Here is a 17,615-nt window from a genome sequence, read left to right on the forward strand (position 1 = left end):
TTGCAATCACGCCTTATGAAGATAAGAAATACGAGTTTGAGTTACCCCCTACTTCTAAAGCAATGTTAATCACGATCACGGCACTATTAGATGTAGACGGAGAAGAAATTCGCATCATCAAAAAGCAGTCAATATAACCTTTTGAAGACAAAAATAGTGTAAAAACCTTTCAAAAAAATCAATGCTGACCAGTGAGCAAACTGATCGGCATTTTTCAGTTTTAGTTTTATTCCATAGATAGTGTGAATAAACTTTTCCTTTAAAGTACCATTAATAGGGCGAGTAATTAACGACATCCACTACTGTTATAGTCAACGACTAAACTAACACCATGACTTGAGCCTGATACCTTTAAGTAACCCCAATATTGGCTTGAATTAGCAATATAAATACACTCGTCGTTACCACTATTATTTGACTCAGCCAATTCGTTATTGCCATTAGGCCACGAGCTCTCGGCATAGCTAAGGCTTATATCGCCACTACCATTGGCCGTGGTGATTGCAATCCCACTTTGACTTTGCAAATCAGCAAGACTAAACCACATCGGACCGCTGTTACCTAAACAAACCGCTTCGCCATCATTTAAACGACCGTTGCTACGACTGCCTTGTGTGGCACATACATCGGGCACATTGGAAGTGGCTGGCGTATAAGACGCTGTTAATTGCACATTTTCAAATGCATTATATCCACGTAACATAACCTGATAAGTACCAACTTGTGCTGGGTCAATGGCGCACTGCTCTTCGTTACCACCAATATAAGGACGACAGTCGTAAACGGTCTCTGTTGGTGCCGCTTCATAGCTTACATACAGGTCAGCATCTCCTTCTCCTCCAGTAATTGTAAATACTAGTTCACTGGCACCTTGCGGAACGGCAAAAGTAAAGTATTGCAGCTCATTTTGCGCGCCGTTAGTCTGAACTGTTTGATTATTTTGCAATATGTTATCACCGGCACTACTATCTTTTTCGATGGTCGCTGTCGTGATAGCTGATTGACTTGCTCCTTGATTGTCAGTAACTGTCAAACTTACGTTGTACTCCCCTTCACTGATATACCTGTGAAGTGGATTAGCCTGATTCGAGCTACTGCCATCACCAAAGTTCCATTGATAACTTACAATTGAGCCATCGCTATCAATACTGCCATTGCTGGTAAAACTGACGTCATTATTTTGCACGTCATAATATGGGCCGTTGATTTGAACGGTCGGCGGAATATTTGTAGGCGCGCCAGCAACTAAATCATCGCACCATTGTACAAATTCACTTTCGTAACTACTTTCCCACTGTTCTGTTTTTGCTTTGTAGGCAATCCAATCACCCACTCTGGTATGGGCAAGCATAGTATTAATTTCATCATAATGGCGTTCAAACATAAACCTCACAGCTAGGTAACCCCAACGATAGATTCGGTCTTGATCAAAACCATCATAAGTAGTGGAAAAGATTTGTGCTAAGGTAAAACGTGAGCCATCACTAATGGTTTCTTTTGCGGCGTCATTATCATTTAAATTAGCAACGTATTCAGCAACCCCTTCCGACCACCAAACAACATCTTCTGTAGGAGAGTTAAAATCGCCATACAGATCAAATCGCCCATCGAGATAGTGCACATATTCGTGCTCTAAATTCCAAACGAAATGCTCTGCATTTGCATAATTTGCTTCATAAGCAATAAAGTTTGCTTGGTTGCCAACAACGGATGGATCACCTTCTAAATACATGCCACCATTATTGGTATTAATACCAAAAATGACCCCCGCATATTTACCGTAATCGTCGCTACTATCGAAAATATTCACTTGTAAAAAGCTATTATTATCATCAGCTACGGGGGTGTTATTAGTGGCAAGTTTAGTATGGAATAGCCCTTCCTCAGCACCCATTGCATCACACGCGGCGGCATGTTGCGCAGCAGTCATATTTTGCGAACGAATTTTAATCGTGCTGCTGCAACTATAGCTTTGTGACAGTGCTTGACCTATCAGGTTATCTACAAACCCACAAATACCATAATCATTACAATCTGCGTAATAACTAACCGAGTCAGCTGCCGCAAGCCAAACCGCATCACCATAGCCAAAGCTAGTATACGTTGAAAAAATAGCATTTAGACCAGTATCTACAGCACTTTGAATCGGTGTATCTGAGTATTGCTTTAACCGAGCAAGTTCACTTGCTGCATTAACAATAAGGTACTGTGCGTCTGATCCAATCATCCATTGTTTTTGAGTAAACGCACTGAGCCTTGTTACTAAATCAGTGTCTTTGCCCACTGCCGTAACAAATTCATCATTCCATTGACCACGATATAACAAGGTAAAGATACCATTCACTGCACTTCGTACATTCCACTTGGCGCCGTAGCTTTCATTAAAACGGCTCAACCATTGTTTTACCACTTCAAGGTAACGATGCTGTTGCTCTGAGCTGTCCATCGTGATGATTACTTCGTTTAACGTTTTAGCATGACCGTCGTTATCGTCGTAAAAATGACTATTGGCAACAAATGCATCAACCGCCCCCACAACTGCGGTGGTGACCCACGTTGCAAAACTAACATTGTCATTATAAAACTCAGCGTAAAAACCAGTTCGTAGGTATAAAAATAGCGCTTCCAACTCTACATTTCCGCCGCCAGCATAAGTCTGTGAAAGTGCCTTAGCATGATTTGCAACAGCAAACATTTTATCAGACGTAAACACCTGACTTTGTGTTAATGCAGAGGCACTAAACAACTCATTAATACATTGTGTACCTTGGTTTTGAATTTCTGTAATAATACTTGATGTGCTCGCGTTTGCTAATGCATTCAAATCACACGTAACGGCGACTGCTTGCATCGTCATCACACGCGCATTAAAAAGTTTTTGCTGGCTTTGCATTTTTGCAATCGGTGCTTTTTCATTATGATTTTGTTCAACGCCATGATGATGTAAACGCTCTACAACGGCTGTCTGAGGTTTAAATGTTCGCTCCTCCACCTTGTCAGCCAATGCCATTGAACTCATACCTAATATTGGTAACGCCAAAATCAGTGTATTAATTTTCATATTATACCTTCGATGATTAGTATGTTCTTAATCCAGAACTGGTTATTGAGATACAACTTTTAACACTTCATTATCATTGTATACAATATATTTTATATAACATTAATGAATATTAATATATTAGTTTTGATAAAACGATCTCAACCAATTCTTTTGTATTGATTTTTACTTAGTTCAAACTCTATTTAATTTAGTGAAGCTGAATATCACTCCCTCAAAGGTTACCCCATAGGGGTGGGTCAGTTTGGCACACTAAACTCTCGCAATATTTAAAAGAGCGTCTTACAACGACTCTTTTAAATAATTAGCACTTTGATTTAAAGCCAGATATGGTAATTTACTCTTTCAACCAGCATCCTCCCTTGAGTAAGTTATATGAATACAAAAAACCGTTGGACATTAAAAAGTATTGCCAAAGAGTTAGGTGTGTCTAATGCGACGGTTTCAAATGCGTTTAACCGCCCTGATCAGCTATCGGCTAAACGCCGAGACGATATTCTTGCAGCGTGCAAAACCTTGGGCTATTACGGGCCCAATAAAGCCGCGCAATCGCTTCGCAGTGGTACATTTAACATTGTGGCGTTAGTGCTGCCAGATAGCGTGGAATATATGGTGTCGGACCCTGTGGCCAGCAGCTTTATGCGGGGTGTAACCTCGGTGCTTGAAAAAAACGGCATTAATGTTTTATTGTTTTCTGGTAATAGCGATAACCTTAACAGTGTGGTCGACTTTGTAGATGGCTTTATTTGTTATGGCCGCCCTCGAAATAACGCATTAGTAGAGCAGTTAAAAACGGTCTCTAAACATGTGGTAACTATTGATTTTGATATAGCCCGCAATGCCTCAGTAAATATTAATAACGAGCAAGCAAGTTACGAAATAGCCAAGCATGTTTTAAAAAATCAAAGCGATAAAGTCGCTATTTTAGGCTTAAGATTACTTGATGAAAACGTATTGTGCCGCGTATATGAGCACCACGAATTTGAAACGGGGCAATCTATTTCGCACCAACGTTTACGGGGTTATCAACGTGCTTTAAGTGAGGCAAATATAACCGTAGCTGATGACCGCATTTGGAATATACCTGAGAGCAGCGAGCGTTTTGCTAATATTGCCGCTAAAGAGGTGTTAAGTGCCTCCCCCCGCCCTAACGTTATCATTTGTATGAGTGATTTAATTGCCCTTGCCACCATGAGAGAAGCGATAAAACAAGGCATAAAAATAGGTGAAGAACTGCGTATTGTCGGCTTTGATGGAATAGACGAAGCCGCTCGTTTTGTGCCGCGCCTAACCACTATTCATCAAAACAGCCAAGAAAAAGGCGTAATGGCCGCCGAACTATTTATATCTAAAGAAGAAAAAATATGTGATGTAAGTTACGAGCTAGATATTGGCGCAAGTGGTTAATAGGTTATGTTAAAAAGGACTGGGTAAACAAAAGCCAAGCTCAAGAGCTTGGCTTTTATGTTTTAATAGCCTGTTAGGCTAACAATGCGTTTAAACTTATCGTTGTTTCTTCATCACCATTTACTTGGGTAATAAGTGCATCTCGCGTTTTAAAATTAACACTTAATGCAATAGACTTATCTTCAAGTTGCCACGTTAAACAACATATTCCCTGTGTACCGTGAGCACTAAACTCTCCTGCAAAAGCGGGGTGTTCATTACGTAATTTAATGAGCTCTATTAAACCTTTTACTACAGGTTTATTGAGTGCGTGCTCAATTGTTTCACTATTTAAATACGGACGGTTAATATCACGGCCCACATTGGTACGCGCAAGTAAATCCATATCGTTTTCGCAGGCAAATAAACCACCGTAGTACACTTGCGGGACACCGGGGGCAAAAAACTGTATGGCACGCGAAATCAAATAATCTAAATCGTTAGCGCCTAATGCATTGTAATACGTGCAATTTACTTGGTATAAATCAACGTTACTGGCAGCAGCACCTGTAGCTTGGCGGCTTTGGTTGTTACTGTTGGCATGCATGGTTTCTACAAGGGTATCTATTTGCTGTGCATTTAATAGCCCTGGCTTGTCGCCCATTGGGCCAGCATCAATAATGCCTATGCCGTCGTGTGTATCAAGTACCGTTAAACAGTTGCGTGGTGAAATTTGTAACCATTTAAGTAATGCATCTACATCGTTATTAAATAAGCTATGTAAAATAAGCGGCGGTAATGCAAAGTCGTAAACCATGTTTACACGCTTTGCTACTTCTACTTGTGTTTGGTAGTGGCTATGAATTTCAGCAATGGTTTCCATGCCAAGCTCGTTTGCTTGCTTTGACAAGTTATCTAGGTAGCCAAAGGTTTCGTCTAGCATAAAACAGTTAGTACCGGCTTGTTTAATTGCGTAACCCGCTGCATCTAAACGAATAATATTTACGTTATTTTCAGAAAACTTAGTTAATACGTTATTTAAATACGCTATACCCGCTTCAACTTTTACGTTTATATCAATTTGGTTATCGGTAAACGTGGTCCAAAAGTCATACGTTTGACCATCGCCACACTGCATTGGCGTAAAACAGCTACCGGGGCGCGGGCGATAAATTGCTTGTTGCTCAGCTTCGCTCATACCATTTGGAAAAACGTCTTCTTTTGTTAAAAACAAATCCCAAAATTCTGATTGCTTGCCTTTAGCTAGCACATCTTGAAACTGATAAGACTGCGCCGATACATGGTTAACGATTAAATCAGCCATTAGATCATGGTTTTCACCCAGTGCTTGAATATCAGCCCATGTACCAATGCGAGAATCTACTTCGCTGTGATCAATCGGGTCAAAGCCCGCATCGCTTCCATCAATAGGATTATAAAAAGGTAAAAGGTGCACACCACCAAATACGCCCTTCAGAGGACCTTTTAACAATGTTGTAAGTGCGTTTATATCTTGACCTGTGATTCGATCAGCATATGTGATCAATTGAACTTTATTCTTCATCATGTGTGATTACCAAGTTGAAACTTAATCGATTAAGATATATCTTTAACTAGCACGTACAATTTTACAAGTAATTTTTAAATATTTTACATACAAAAGTTGTGGCAACGGTAATACTAACTAGAGTAAGTGATTGAGTTATTACTATAACTTGAGCCACAACGAGGAAAAATCACATGACGAATTTACACACACACTCGCAAAGCGACCCAATGCAGCGCATACGAATACTCACTTACATGATGTTTTTTATGTTTGCGATGACCTCAGATGCAGTAGGTATGATCATCCCTGAACTAATCAAAGAGTTTGGTTTAAGTATGACCCAAGCCAGTGCTTTTCATTATGCACCTATGGCACTTATTGCCTTTAGTGGCTTGTTTTTAGGCTTTTTAGCCGACAGCCTAGGCCGTAAACAAACCATAATGCTAGGCTTACTTATTTTCTCGCTCAGCTGTTTTTTGTTTGCCTTTAGCAATAGCTTTTCGGTGTTTTTGATTTTGCTGTGCTGTATAGGGCTTGCCATTGGTTTATTTAAAACCGGCGCACTAGCGCTACTTGGCGATATATCTGCAAGTAACGCAGAGCACACTAAAACCATGAACAAAGTAGAAGGCTTTTTTGGTATTGGTGCCATAGTTGGCCCTGCGCTGGTAGGCGTACTGCTTACTCAAGACGTGAGCTGGACTTACCTGTACATTATTGCCGGCGTTATGTGTTTAATTTTAGCGTTAATGGCATGGCGCGCCGACTACCCAAGTGTTGTTAAGAGCACAGAAAAGCCCGCTTCACTTGCCACCACCATGAAAATGATTAAAAACCCGTACGCACTTGGTTTTTCGTTGGCTATTGCACTATATGTGGCTACCGAGGTTGCTATTTACGTGTGGATGCCAACACTTTTAAAAGATTACACAGGCTCGTGGCCTCTACTTGCAACCTACGCACTTACACTATTTTTTGTATTACGTGCTGCTGGGCGCTTTATTGCTGTATGGCTTTTAAATCACTTTAGCTGGCAAGGGGTTATGGCTTATTTAAGTTTAGGCATCGCACTGTGTTATGTAGGCACTTTGGTAGGCGGTGTTGATTGGGCGGTAGGCTTGCTTCCGCTTTCGGGTTTATTTATGTCGATGGTTTACCCTACTTTAAACTCTAAAGGTATATCGTGCTTTCCTGTTGCACAACATGGTGCAGTAGCGGGTGTTATTTTATTTTTTACCGCGCTTTCGGCCGCACTTGCGCCTTTATTTATGGGCATGATAAGTGATTACTTTGGCCACGTACGCTACGGTTTTTACTTAGCTACCGGCTTTGCTGTGATCTTATTTTTAGCCATGCTTTATAACTTTTACCGCGACCCTGCGGCAAAAGCATTAACTAAAAATGCATAAATGGCTGCTCAAGCCAGAATAAAAATACCTTTAAAATCAATATAAAAACAAAAAAAGTGCAAATTACACACAAAAATAATTTGCATATTGTAAAAACTTTGTTATTTTTACTTAATCGATTAAGTAAAAATAACAAACTCACACAACACAATGAGGCGTTAACATGACAACACACCACACACCTTTATATTTAATCAGTGCCTTAGCACTTGCAGTAAGTCAAGGCGTTCATGCACAAGACGAGCAAGAAACCAAAGTGCAAGCTAAGCAAGGGCTTGAAACAATTGTTGTTACCGGTGTACCTCGCCGCACAACTATTATGGCATCGAGCTCATCAGTAAGCAGTTTATCGCTTGAGCAAGTTGAGGTATCAACGCCACGCTCAACGGCTGAAGCATTTAGAATTATTCCGGGTGTTCGCGCTGAATCAACAGGCGGTGAAGGTAATGCAAATATTGCAGTGCGTGGCTTACCTGTAGCATCGGGTGGCGCTAAGTTTTTACAACTGCAAGAAGATGGTCTGCCTGTAATGCAGTTTGGTGATGTTGCCTTTGGTAACGCCGATATTTTTATGCGCCTTGATAACACAGTGCAAACAATCGAATCAATTCGCGGTGGCTCAGCCTCTACATCAGCCAGTAATGCACCTGGCGGCATAATTAACTTTATTTCTAAAAACGGCGAAAACGAATCGGGTAGCGTATCTACTACTGTTGGCCTAGATTACGACAGTGTACGCACCGACTTTGAATACGGCACCTATTTAACCGACAGCGTGCGTTTTCATGTAGGTGGCTTTGTACGCCAAGGCGAAGGCCCGCGCGAAACAGGCTACACATCAAATAAAGGTGGCCAAATTAAAGCTAACCTTACTAAAGATTTTGAAAACGGCTACGTACGCCTTTACTACAAACACTTAGACGACAAAAGCGTAGGTTACTTACCTATGCCAATGTACTCAAATGGTGATTCTATTGCCGGGTTTGATGCACAATCAGATACACCGCATTCTGCGTTATTTACTAAAACTGTTCGTTTAAACGGTGAAAACCAAATTAGCAGTGGCGATTTACGCGACGGCATGAACCCTAAAGTGGATGCGGTAGGTTTTGAAGCTGTATTTGATTTAGATAACGATTGGCGTATCGAAAACCGTTTTCGTAAATCGTCAATTAGCGGCAACTTTAACTCGCTTATTCCTGCTGAGGTTGGCAGCGCATCGTCTATTGCACAAAGCATTGGTGGTGTAGGCGCAACACTGAGTAACGCAAACACAGGCGAAGCATTTAATGATGAACTTGCCATGCGTATTCACACTTTTGATGTAACGCTTAATGACTTTGGCTCTATTGTTAATGATTTTAAACTAACTAAATCGTTTAGCGATGACACTAGCCTAACCTTTGGTTACTTTGCCTCAACGCAAAACATTGCTATGTCGTGGTTATGGAACTCGTACTTAATGGAGCTTAAAGGCGACAATGCGGCACTTTTAAATGTAACCGCAGCCGATGGCACTGAGTATTCAGAAAATGGTTTATATGCATACGGCACGCCTTATTGGGGTAACTGCTGTCAGCGCGATTACGACACCGAGTACGACACTCGCGCACCGTATGTTGCGTTTTCAACAAAACTTGGTGATGTAAGCATTGATGCAAGTGCCCGCTACGACAGCGGTGAAGCACGCGGTAACTACGCAGGTGCCGTAACCTCAACAGTAGATATGAACCGCGACGGTACTATTTCTATTCCTGAGCAAAACGTAGCAGGTATTGATATAGCTAATGCAAGCCCAGTAAATTACGACTGGAGCTACTCGTCTTATTCTGTAGGTGCTAACTATCAAATTGACCCAAGCCTAGCTACGTTTGCACGTATTAGTAAAGGCGGGCGCGCAAATGCAGACCGTTTATTATTTGGTAAAGTACGCAGCGACGGAAGCGTAGCTGATGAAGATGCAGTAGATGAAGTAAACCAATTTGAGATTGGTGTGAAAAAACGCTTTGATTCGTTCTCGGTATTTGCAACAGCCTTTTACGCAGAAACAGAAGAGCAAAACTTTGAAGCAACATCGCAAACCTTTTTCGACCGTGAATACGAAGCAAAAGGGATTGAGGTTGAATCAACTTACTTTATGGATGCATGGGACTTCAGAGGTAACTTTACTTGGACCGATGCTGAAATTGCAAAAGATGCGCTAACCCCTGAAGTTGTAGGTAACACACCACGTCGCCAAGCGGATTTAATTTACTCACTAATGGCGCGTTACAGCTACGATAACGGCGCGGCAGGTGTAAGCTTTATTGGTACAACCGATGCTTATGCACAAGATAACAACGACCTTAAGTTTGACGGCTACACGCAAGTAAATGCGTTTGTAAGCTACGACTTATCAGAAAACTTAAACCTTGCGCTTAATGTAAACAACCTATTCGATACAGTAGGTATTACAGAAGCCGAAGAAGGCTCAGTACCAGAAAACGACATTATTCGTGCCCGTACTATTAACGGCCGCACTACGTCGGTTACTTTAAAATACGCTTTTAACTAAATGTGTGTATTGCGCTGCAGTGAGTCATCGCTGTAGCGCCTTTTAAAGTATGAATAAATAACACCCTTCATGTTTTAGCCCAGCTTTGCTGGGTTTTTTAGGATATTCCAAATGACCAAACTCCTGTGCTTAGGCGAGCTTTTAATTGATATGCTGCCACAAGATGCTCATAACTCAGCGTACTTACCCATCCCTGGTGGTGCGCCTGCTAATGTTGCTGTTGGCTATGCAAAACTTGGCGGTGAGGCTGCATTTTGTGGTGGTAAAGGTGACGATCATTTTGCCAATCAATTAAGTAATGCATTGGCGCAATACAATGTAAATACAGACTATTTATTTACCATTGCTGGCTCACAAACCGCCATGGTAATAGTAAGCCTTGATGAAACAGGCGAGCGTAGTTTTGGCTTTTATCGCCATAACACAGCCGATGTACTTTTAACCCAAGCGCATTTAGCGCAAATAAATTGGCAAAGCATAAGCACCCTGCACTTTTGCTCAAACACCCTAACCGATCCAGCCATAGCTAGCACAACGGTTAAAGCGCTAGAACTTGCTAAAACACATAATAAGCTCGTTAGTTTTGACGTAAATTTACGCTACAGCTTGTGGGAAAACACCCATGATATAGCCAGCAATGTAAAGGCCTGCTTCGCTTATTGCGACATAGTTAAACTTTCGCGTGATGAACTTAATTTTTTAGCAAAGCATAGCGAAACAACGGGCGAAGATTACATTCAAATACTATTAAATACCGGAGTAAAACTGGTATTTTTAACCGACGGGCCTGAGCCTGCTACGGTATACCACCGCGCATTTATACTTAACGAATCTGCACCAAAAATAAACGCAGTAGATACAACAAGCGCGGGCGATGCCTTTATAGCGGGGGTTTTATACTATTTAAATAACTTAGGGAGTAATTTAGTTCTGGCAGATAAACTAAATGATGAAACCAGCATAAAAGATGCTCTGCATTTTGCGCTTAAATGTGGCTCTAAAGCGTGTTTAGCTAAAGGCGCTTTTCCGGCATTACCAGTGCTAGCTGATGTAATATAAACAGTTAAAGCCCCAAATAGCGGGGCTTAACCTAATTTATAATTATTGCTTAATAAAAGTAACGCCTTTAGGTGTTTCACCTTGTGGTAAACGGGTTGAGTGCATTTGCGATAATAGCCATTTGTCACCCACTTTTGATACAACCACGCTTTCTAACCAATAAATGTCACCGCTTTTATCGGCGTTTTTAAAGTTGGCTTTATTCCAGTAATTAATAAACGCAACATCTCCTTCTACACGCGAATTTATAACACTAAAATAATTAGTTCTTATGTAATCAGCGGGTTTAACAACATTTACAAAGTCATCAATAGTCCACACTTCACCGTGCTCTAAAAGCAAGAATGAATCGTCAACAGCCGCGCGCATTTTTACGTGATCAAAGTTAGAAACAGCTAAAAATAAATCGCTCACGGGCGTAAATATGGTGTTGTCTTTTGCATGTATTGATGTAGAAAAAATGAGTAATGCAAAAAGGGCAAGTACGTGTTTCATTGTTATTATAATGTATAGTTTTATTAGTACTAAGGAGTGTATTTTAATTAAGCAACATTAACAATTTAAATAAAGCAAATTCAAAAACTTATTAACGCTCCTATATAAAAAAGCACTCTATAAGAGTGCTTTAACTTAAACTTTTCAATCAAGCTATTCATCTAGCCAATCGATGGCGGCGGTGGCGTTTTCGTAGTATTGCACCTCACCCGATATAAACCAGTTGCCTATTTTAGCCATGCGGGCTTGCCATTCTTGATTGCCATAAATAGCAATTTTATTAAATTCTTTTGAATGCCTTACGCCAAGCTTTAAATCATCCCACGCGGCGCGAAGCTCCCAACCTTCTAGCTCGCTGGCATCAATAAGCACGTTTGCTATAGGGTGTTTAACCTCGCCAAGCGCTGAGTCGATCATGGGGGTAATGACTTTATAGTCGTCGTGGGTTAGCGTTCCTACAGCTTTTAGTTTTAAAAAAAATTCTCGGCCTGCGCGTTCAATACCAATAGATAAACCATGTGTTGTGTGTACCATGCTGCTCTCCTTAATCGGGTGCGCTTATGTTATTTACAGCCTGTGTGAATGGGTTTAATAACGAAAGTTGGAGTTAATTAAAGCCTATAAAGTGAAATTATTCCCTTTAAAAAATAAAAACCCCAAAAATACCCATCACTTACTGAGTTAAATCATAAAACTACACCGTATTAAGTTAATTAGTACTGAACTAAATCAAACAATACTGCTAAATAATGCTATTTGCTAAGCGTTTTGTACGCGCTCTATTTGCTTATCTACATCTGTTAAATGCCCTAATTTAAGCCACACTTTTGCACCTTGCTTACCTGCGGTTATATTAAGCTCACTATTAATAGGCAGCCTTAACCAGCTGTGTTTTACTAATACGTCTGATTGCTCACTTATATCGCCTTCAAGCACGAGTAACTCAGCACCCCCGCTTGCGCTAATTTGCATGTTAGCGTCTGCCTCAAAATGCAATAAGCTCACATCTTCAAAGTCATCTTTATAAAGTGGGGTTATGGCAAGGCCTTTAAATGTGGCGTGTTCCACGCTGCCCATATACTGTGTTTGTAAGCGTACGTGGGTTCTATCTTGTGGCTGAAATTGCCAAAGCTTTACAAATATTATGCAGCCTTCATCAGAGCCTGGTTTGTGCTTTGATTGCGGTGGGTTACGAATATAAGAGCCTTGTGGAAAATCGCCATGCTCATCTTGAAATACGCCTTCTAGTACTATAAATTCTTCGCCGCCTGTATGCACATGAGGCGAAAACTCGCTCCCTGGTGCATAACGTACAATGCTTGTAGCACGGGCTACTTCTGCGCCTACTCTATCAAGTGGGCGCCTATCAACGCCCGCCATTGGCGAAGGGTTCCAATTAAGTTGCTCACTATGAACAACGACTCTCTGGGTAAAATCGGCGGCTATTTTCATTTTATTACCTTTAAAATTGCATAGTGTGAGAGTAAATTTTATGCATAAAAAAAGCGAGCTTATTAAGCTCGCTTATTTAATTTTTAACGCTTTACGCTACATCTAGCTTTTTATGCTTAGAGTGTACAAACACTAAACCTACTAAACCAATAACAACCACAGCGGCACCAATTGGTTTACCTAAGTCGGCCGATAAATTAAAGCCAATAGCAGCAGTCATAATGTACGAAAGTGTTACGCCAGTAGCGATAACGGCAGGTATGCTGGTGATCCAGTGGAATGCACGTCTATCAAATAAGTACTTAGTTGCAAGCCATAGCACACTGGTTGAAAGCAGCATGTTTGAAAATGCAAAGTAGCGCCAAATAACTGAGAAATCTAATTTAGTCATAAAAAAGGCAATCGTTAAAATTGGCACTGCCAGTAATAAGCGATTACGTAAGCTTTGCGGAATATTAAATGCATCAACCACGGTTAAACGTAGTGAACGGAACGCCGTATCGCCAGAGGTAATAGGGAACACCGCAACAGCAATAATAGCCATAATACCGCCCATTACGCCTAAGTAACTATTTGCTACATGGTTAACCACTAAACCTGGGCCACCTTGATCAAGCAATGCTTTTAAGCCAGCGTAGCCTTCTGGGAATGCAGCAATACCCGCAAGTGCCCATACACAACCTACAATGCCTTCACACATCATTGCGCCGTAATATACTGGGCGTACGTATTTTTCGTTTGTTAAACAGCGGGCAATAATAGGCGCTTGGGTAGAGTGAAAGCCACTAATAGCACCACAGGTAATGGTAATAAACAATAACGGCCAGGTTGGCAGGCCATCAGGGTTTGGCTCTAAAAAGTCATGCGCGTGGTCGGCTTCAAAGTAGGCTAAAAAGTCGCCTGCAACTGGTAAGTGTGGCGCATCTAGTAATAACGCACCGGCTATTAATGTAGTCATTACAATCATTAATAAGCCAAATAGCGGGTAAAACTTAGTAATAATTTTATCAATAGGTAGCAGCGTTGCTAAAAAGTAGTACGCTAAAATAGCCAAAACCCAAAAAGTATTATTAGCAAAAAAAGTGCCTTCAAATACATCTAAATTACTTAATAAGCCTGCTGGGCTCATAATAAATACAACGCCCACAAAAAACAGCAGCATGGCTGTAAATATTAGCATAAAGCCTTTAAACACAACGTTGTAATAGTGCCCTGCTATTTCTGGTAAGCTTTTGCCATCTTCTTTAATGCTCATCACACCCGAGAAGAAGTCGTGTACTGCACCGCCTAATACGTTACCAAGCACAATCCACACAAGTGCTACCGGTCCGTAAAGCGCACCCAAAATTGGGCCAAATATAGGGCCTACACCCGCAATATTTAAAAATTGAATTAAAAATGCACGCACAGGGTGAATGGCTACATAGTCAACACCTTCGCTAAAGCGTTTTTGTGGTGTATCAACTGTTGTATCCATACCTGCTTGTTTTTCAACAAACGGGCTATAAAACTTATATCCCAGTATTAAGATTGTTATGCAGATAAAAAAGATGATCATAAAGCACGTTTCTCTTTTTGTATTTGGAGTATAGAGCGCCTAATTGCCGCCCCGCCTTTCAATCCATGAATAATCGACGAACATTAACAAAGTATTAATCCCCCCGCTATAAGACGAATAGCTAATACACAAGGGTCTGTAGACCTTTCAAGGTTAAATTTGCAGCAGCCTGTTTGGTATTTAGGCAAGGCAGAGCCTATGTGGTGTGGTTATTCCCCATAAGTAGGCGATAACGCAGCATTAATGCCAAACAGGCGCTGCCCTTCGGGTTCAGCCTAGGGGCGATTTACTCTTTGTTGCCTACATGGATGTAAGTAAGGGGCGTGAGCAGGACGCGGAAGCTTTGCTCGGTTTTGACTTATTCTTACATGGATGTAAGTCATTAGGATAACGCAGGAGCAGTTATCGAGCCCACTAGGTTACAAACCTCGCGCCGCGATTAAACCGCCCCTAGTTTGAACAAATTTCAAACTGCAAAGGTCAACAGACCCTATTTGAGTTACTTTTTATGCACCTTGCTCAACACTTAATTTAAACGGCTTTATTAATAAAAATTAAAGCAAAAAAAAGCGGCTTTACTATAAAAGTAAAGCCGCTTACACACACAATGATTGGGTGTAACTGTGATTTTTTACGTTACGCTGGGCTCATAAACTCGTTAATTTGTTCATGAGTCAGTGTAGGTGTAGCACCGGCACTTTCGGCCACCATTGCACCAACTGCACACGCAAAATCAACAGCATGTTGTGCACAATCGCTACTACAAAGCTGATAAATTAACGACCCTAAAAACGAATCCCCCGCGCCTACTGTATCCACAACGCTAATTAAATAACCTGAGTTATAGTAATTTTCGCCTTTAATGGTTAGTAGTGCACCGTGGCTGCCTTTAGTTACACATAAGTATTCGGTGTTAGTTTGCTGTGCAATAAACGCTAAGTTTTGCTCAAGTGAATGGAACTTACAGCCCATTGCCTTGGCAATTTCATAAAGCTCTTCATCGTTTAATTTGATGAAGTCGGCTTTATTCATTAAATCTACTAATGTGTCTAACGTGTAGTGTGGCGCACGTAAATTTACGTCAAACACTTTGAAGTTAGCTACATCAACTAATTGGTTTAATGTAGCAAGTGAGGCTTCGCTTCGGCCAATTAGGCTGCCAAATACAAATACATCACTGGCTTTTACTTTTTCAATAAGTGAGTCTGTAAGCTCGATGTTATCCCACGCGGTGTCGGCAACTATTTCGTAGCTGGCTGAGCCGCTTTTATCTAAGGTAACTTGTACTGTGCTGGTTTTTTTGTCGTTATTAACGCCAATGTATTCGCAGCTTACGCCTTTGCTTTTAATTTCGCCTAGTAGCTCAGTACCCAGTTCATCGTTACCTACAGCGCTTATCATGTCGGCTTTAATGCCCAGTGAGTTAATACGCACACACATGTTAAGCGGCGCGCCGCCTAAGCGTTTATCGTTTGCAAAACAATCCCATAGTACTTCGCCAAAGCAACTTACGCTTACGTCTTTACCTTGTTTAGAATCAATTAAAATGCTCATTATTAGTTACCTTTAGGCTCAAGCACGTTATTCATAATTGCTTTAATTTTGCTAGCCGGTGCGTATAACGCTTCTACATTGTTTTTGTAGTGAGACGTAAAGGCACTTTGCGTATTTAAATCGCCAAATAAGCTAGTTAGCGATAAAAATGCAAGGTCATCAGTCGCCGTTTTAGCCGCGGCTTCATGTAACTCGCTTTGCATTGCATCGATTATTTCAAGCTTATTGCCTTGCTCATCTTCGCCTTTATCGCTGTAAAAACACCATGCAGCAATAACCAGGGTCGCAAGTGATACATCACGGCCATGGGCTAGATTTTCGTTAATAGTGGCAATTAAAAACTTAGGTAGCTTTGCTGCGCTTTCTGAACAAATGCGCGATAAGCTGTCTTTAATGTTTGGATTAGCAAAGCGCTCAATTAGCGTGTCTTTGTAGATTTCAAGATCAATGCCTTCTAATTTTTCTAGGTTAGGCGTTACTTCTCTATCCATAAACGCACGTAAGTACTTAGCAAATAAAGGATCTGATACTGTTTCGTCAATTGTGCCGTAGCCATGTACAGAGCCTAATAAACCCAGTACCGAATGGCCTGCATTTAATAAGCGTATTTTCATGGTCTCAAAAGGTGTTACGTCACTTACAAATTGTGCGCCAACGCTATCCCAATTTGGGCGTCCGCAGCAAAATGAGTCTTCAATTACCCATTGAGTAAACGACTCACAGGTAATTGGCCATTCATCGCTAACACCGTACGCATCAACAACGTAGTCGATATCGCTCTTTTTAGATACTGGCGTAATACGGTCAACCATTGCATTTGGGAAAGTTACGTTAGTAGCAATCCACTCGCTTAGCTCTTTGTCTTGCTCGGCCGCAAAGGCAAGTAGCATTTTACGCGTTACATTACCGTTGTGCTGAATGTTATCGCACGACTGTACTGTAAACGCATCAAGGCCTTGTTCTTTACGTAGCTTTAACGCAGCAGTAATGTAGCCAAACGCCGTAATTGGGTCGTTCGGGTTATTAATGTCGTTAATAATGTCTGGGTTTGAGTAATCAAACTCACCCGTTACTGGGTTAAAGTTATAGCCGCCTTCGGTAATGGTTAACGACACAATATGCGTATCGCTGTGCGCAAGCTTATTAATAACCGCTTGCTTGTCCTCTGGAGCAAACAAAAAGTCAATCATAGAGCCAATAACTTTGTTATCTATTTGCCCGTTTGGGTGTCTTACCGTTAGCGTGTAAAGGTAGTCTTGTTGCTTTAAAATATCGCGCAGACCACGGTTACCTTCTAATAAGCCAACACCACAAATACCCCACTGTTCAGCACCTGGCGTTTTTAATAGCTCGTTAATGTACACCGCTTGGTGAGCACGGTGAAAGCCGCCCACACCAATATGAACTATACCCGCTTTTAGCTTACTACGGTCGTAGTTTGGTGTATCTACATGGCTTGGCATATCTGCCAAGCTTTGTTGGTTTAGCCCTTTAACAAGAGCGTCAGTGTGCTGGTGTTGCGTCATGGTGCGGCCTTA

12 protein-coding genes are annotated in these 17,615 nt (G+C 41.2%); 4 read left to right on the forward strand and 8 right to left on the reverse strand.

Features of this window, described 5'->3' with window-relative positions:
• Positions 1-286: 286 nt before the first annotated feature.
• Positions 287-3,061, reverse strand: a complete 2,775-nt coding sequence (locus SJY38_RS17575) for a collagenase (RefSeq protein WP_377110426.1) — start codon at positions 3,059-3,061, stop codon at positions 287-289.
• 375 nt (positions 3,062-3,436) lie between these two features.
• Here SJY38_RS17575 and SJY38_RS17580 point away from each other — a divergent pair, with 375 nt between their 5' ends.
• Positions 3,437-4,468, forward strand: coding sequence for a LacI family DNA-binding transcriptional regulator (locus tag SJY38_RS17580; RefSeq protein ID WP_377110427.1), 1,032 nt, complete (start codon positions 3,437-3,439; stop codon positions 4,466-4,468).
• Positions 4,469-4,541: 73 nt separating this feature from the next.
• On the opposite strand, the gene gtfA is transcribed toward SJY38_RS17580, so the two are convergent.
• A complete protein-coding gene (gtfA, locus tag SJY38_RS17585; protein WP_095206589.1) occupies positions 4,542-6,014 on the reverse strand; it encodes a sucrose phosphorylase in 1,473 nt (490 codons plus the stop codon).
• A gap of 173 nt (positions 6,015-6,187) precedes the next feature.
• On the opposite strand from gtfA, the gene SJY38_RS17590 reads away from it, so the two are divergent.
• The 3 genes from SJY38_RS17590 to SJY38_RS17600 all read left to right on the forward strand — a co-directional run bounded on the left by SJY38_RS17590 (position 6,188) and on the right by SJY38_RS17600 (position 11,018).
• The gene (locus SJY38_RS17590) at positions 6,188-7,405 is read left to right on the forward strand and encodes an MFS transporter (RefSeq protein WP_377110428.1); all 1,218 of its coding nucleotides are present in this window, start codon (positions 6,188-6,190) and stop codon (positions 7,403-7,405) included.
• A gap of 163 nt (positions 7,406-7,568) precedes the next feature.
• Positions 7,569-9,959 carry a TonB-dependent receptor domain-containing protein gene (locus tag SJY38_RS17595; protein WP_004589538.1) on the forward strand — a complete coding sequence of 797 codons (2,391 nt, stop codon included), beginning with the start codon at positions 7,569-7,571 and terminating at the stop codon, positions 9,957-9,959.
• Positions 9,960-10,070: 111 nt separating this feature from the next.
• The gene (locus SJY38_RS17600) at positions 10,071-11,018 is read left to right on the forward strand and encodes a carbohydrate kinase (protein ID WP_377110429.1); all 948 of its coding nucleotides are present in this window, start codon (positions 10,071-10,073) and stop codon (positions 11,016-11,018) included.
• Positions 11,019-11,060: 42 nt separating this feature from the next.
• On the opposite strand, the gene SJY38_RS17605 is transcribed toward SJY38_RS17600, so the two are convergent.
• From SJY38_RS17605 to SJY38_RS17630, 6 genes are all read right to left on the reverse strand, one after another.
• Positions 11,061-11,513: a nuclear transport factor 2 family protein gene (locus SJY38_RS17605; RefSeq protein ID WP_377110430.1), complete on the reverse strand. Its 453-nt coding sequence runs from the start codon at positions 11,511-11,513 to the stop codon at positions 11,061-11,063.
• A gap of 153 nt (positions 11,514-11,666) precedes the next feature.
• A complete protein-coding gene (locus tag SJY38_RS17610; RefSeq protein ID WP_004589535.1) occupies positions 11,667-12,047 on the reverse strand; it encodes an STAS/SEC14 domain-containing protein in 381 nt (126 codons plus the stop codon).
• A 225-nt stretch (positions 12,048-12,272) separates the two neighbouring features.
• Positions 12,273-12,965, reverse strand: coding sequence for a cupin domain-containing protein (locus tag SJY38_RS17615; RefSeq protein WP_286745454.1), 693 nt, complete (start codon positions 12,963-12,965; stop codon positions 12,273-12,275).
• 91 nt (positions 12,966-13,056) lie between these two features.
• Positions 13,057-14,523, reverse strand: a complete 1,467-nt coding sequence (locus SJY38_RS17620) for a carbon starvation protein A (RefSeq protein ID WP_004589533.1) — start codon at positions 14,521-14,523, stop codon at positions 13,057-13,059.
• Between the two features lie 636 nt (positions 14,524-15,159).
• Positions 15,160-16,077 (reverse strand): carbohydrate kinase, encoded by a 918-nt coding sequence (locus SJY38_RS17625; protein ID WP_024032786.1) that lies wholly within the window; start codon positions 16,075-16,077, stop codon positions 15,160-15,162.
• A 2-nt stretch (positions 16,078-16,079) separates the two neighbouring features.
• On the reverse strand, positions 16,080-17,603 hold the full coding sequence (locus tag SJY38_RS17630; protein WP_248461835.1) for a mannitol dehydrogenase family protein: 1,524 nt from the start codon (positions 17,601-17,603) through the stop codon (positions 16,080-16,082).
• Between the last annotated feature and the right edge of the window lie 12 nt (positions 17,604-17,615).

Source organism: Pseudoalteromonas sp. R86517, assembly GCF_042466295.1.
GTDB classification, from domain to species: Bacteria; Pseudomonadota; Gammaproteobacteria; order Enterobacterales; family Alteromonadaceae; genus Pseudoalteromonas; species Pseudoalteromonas atlantica.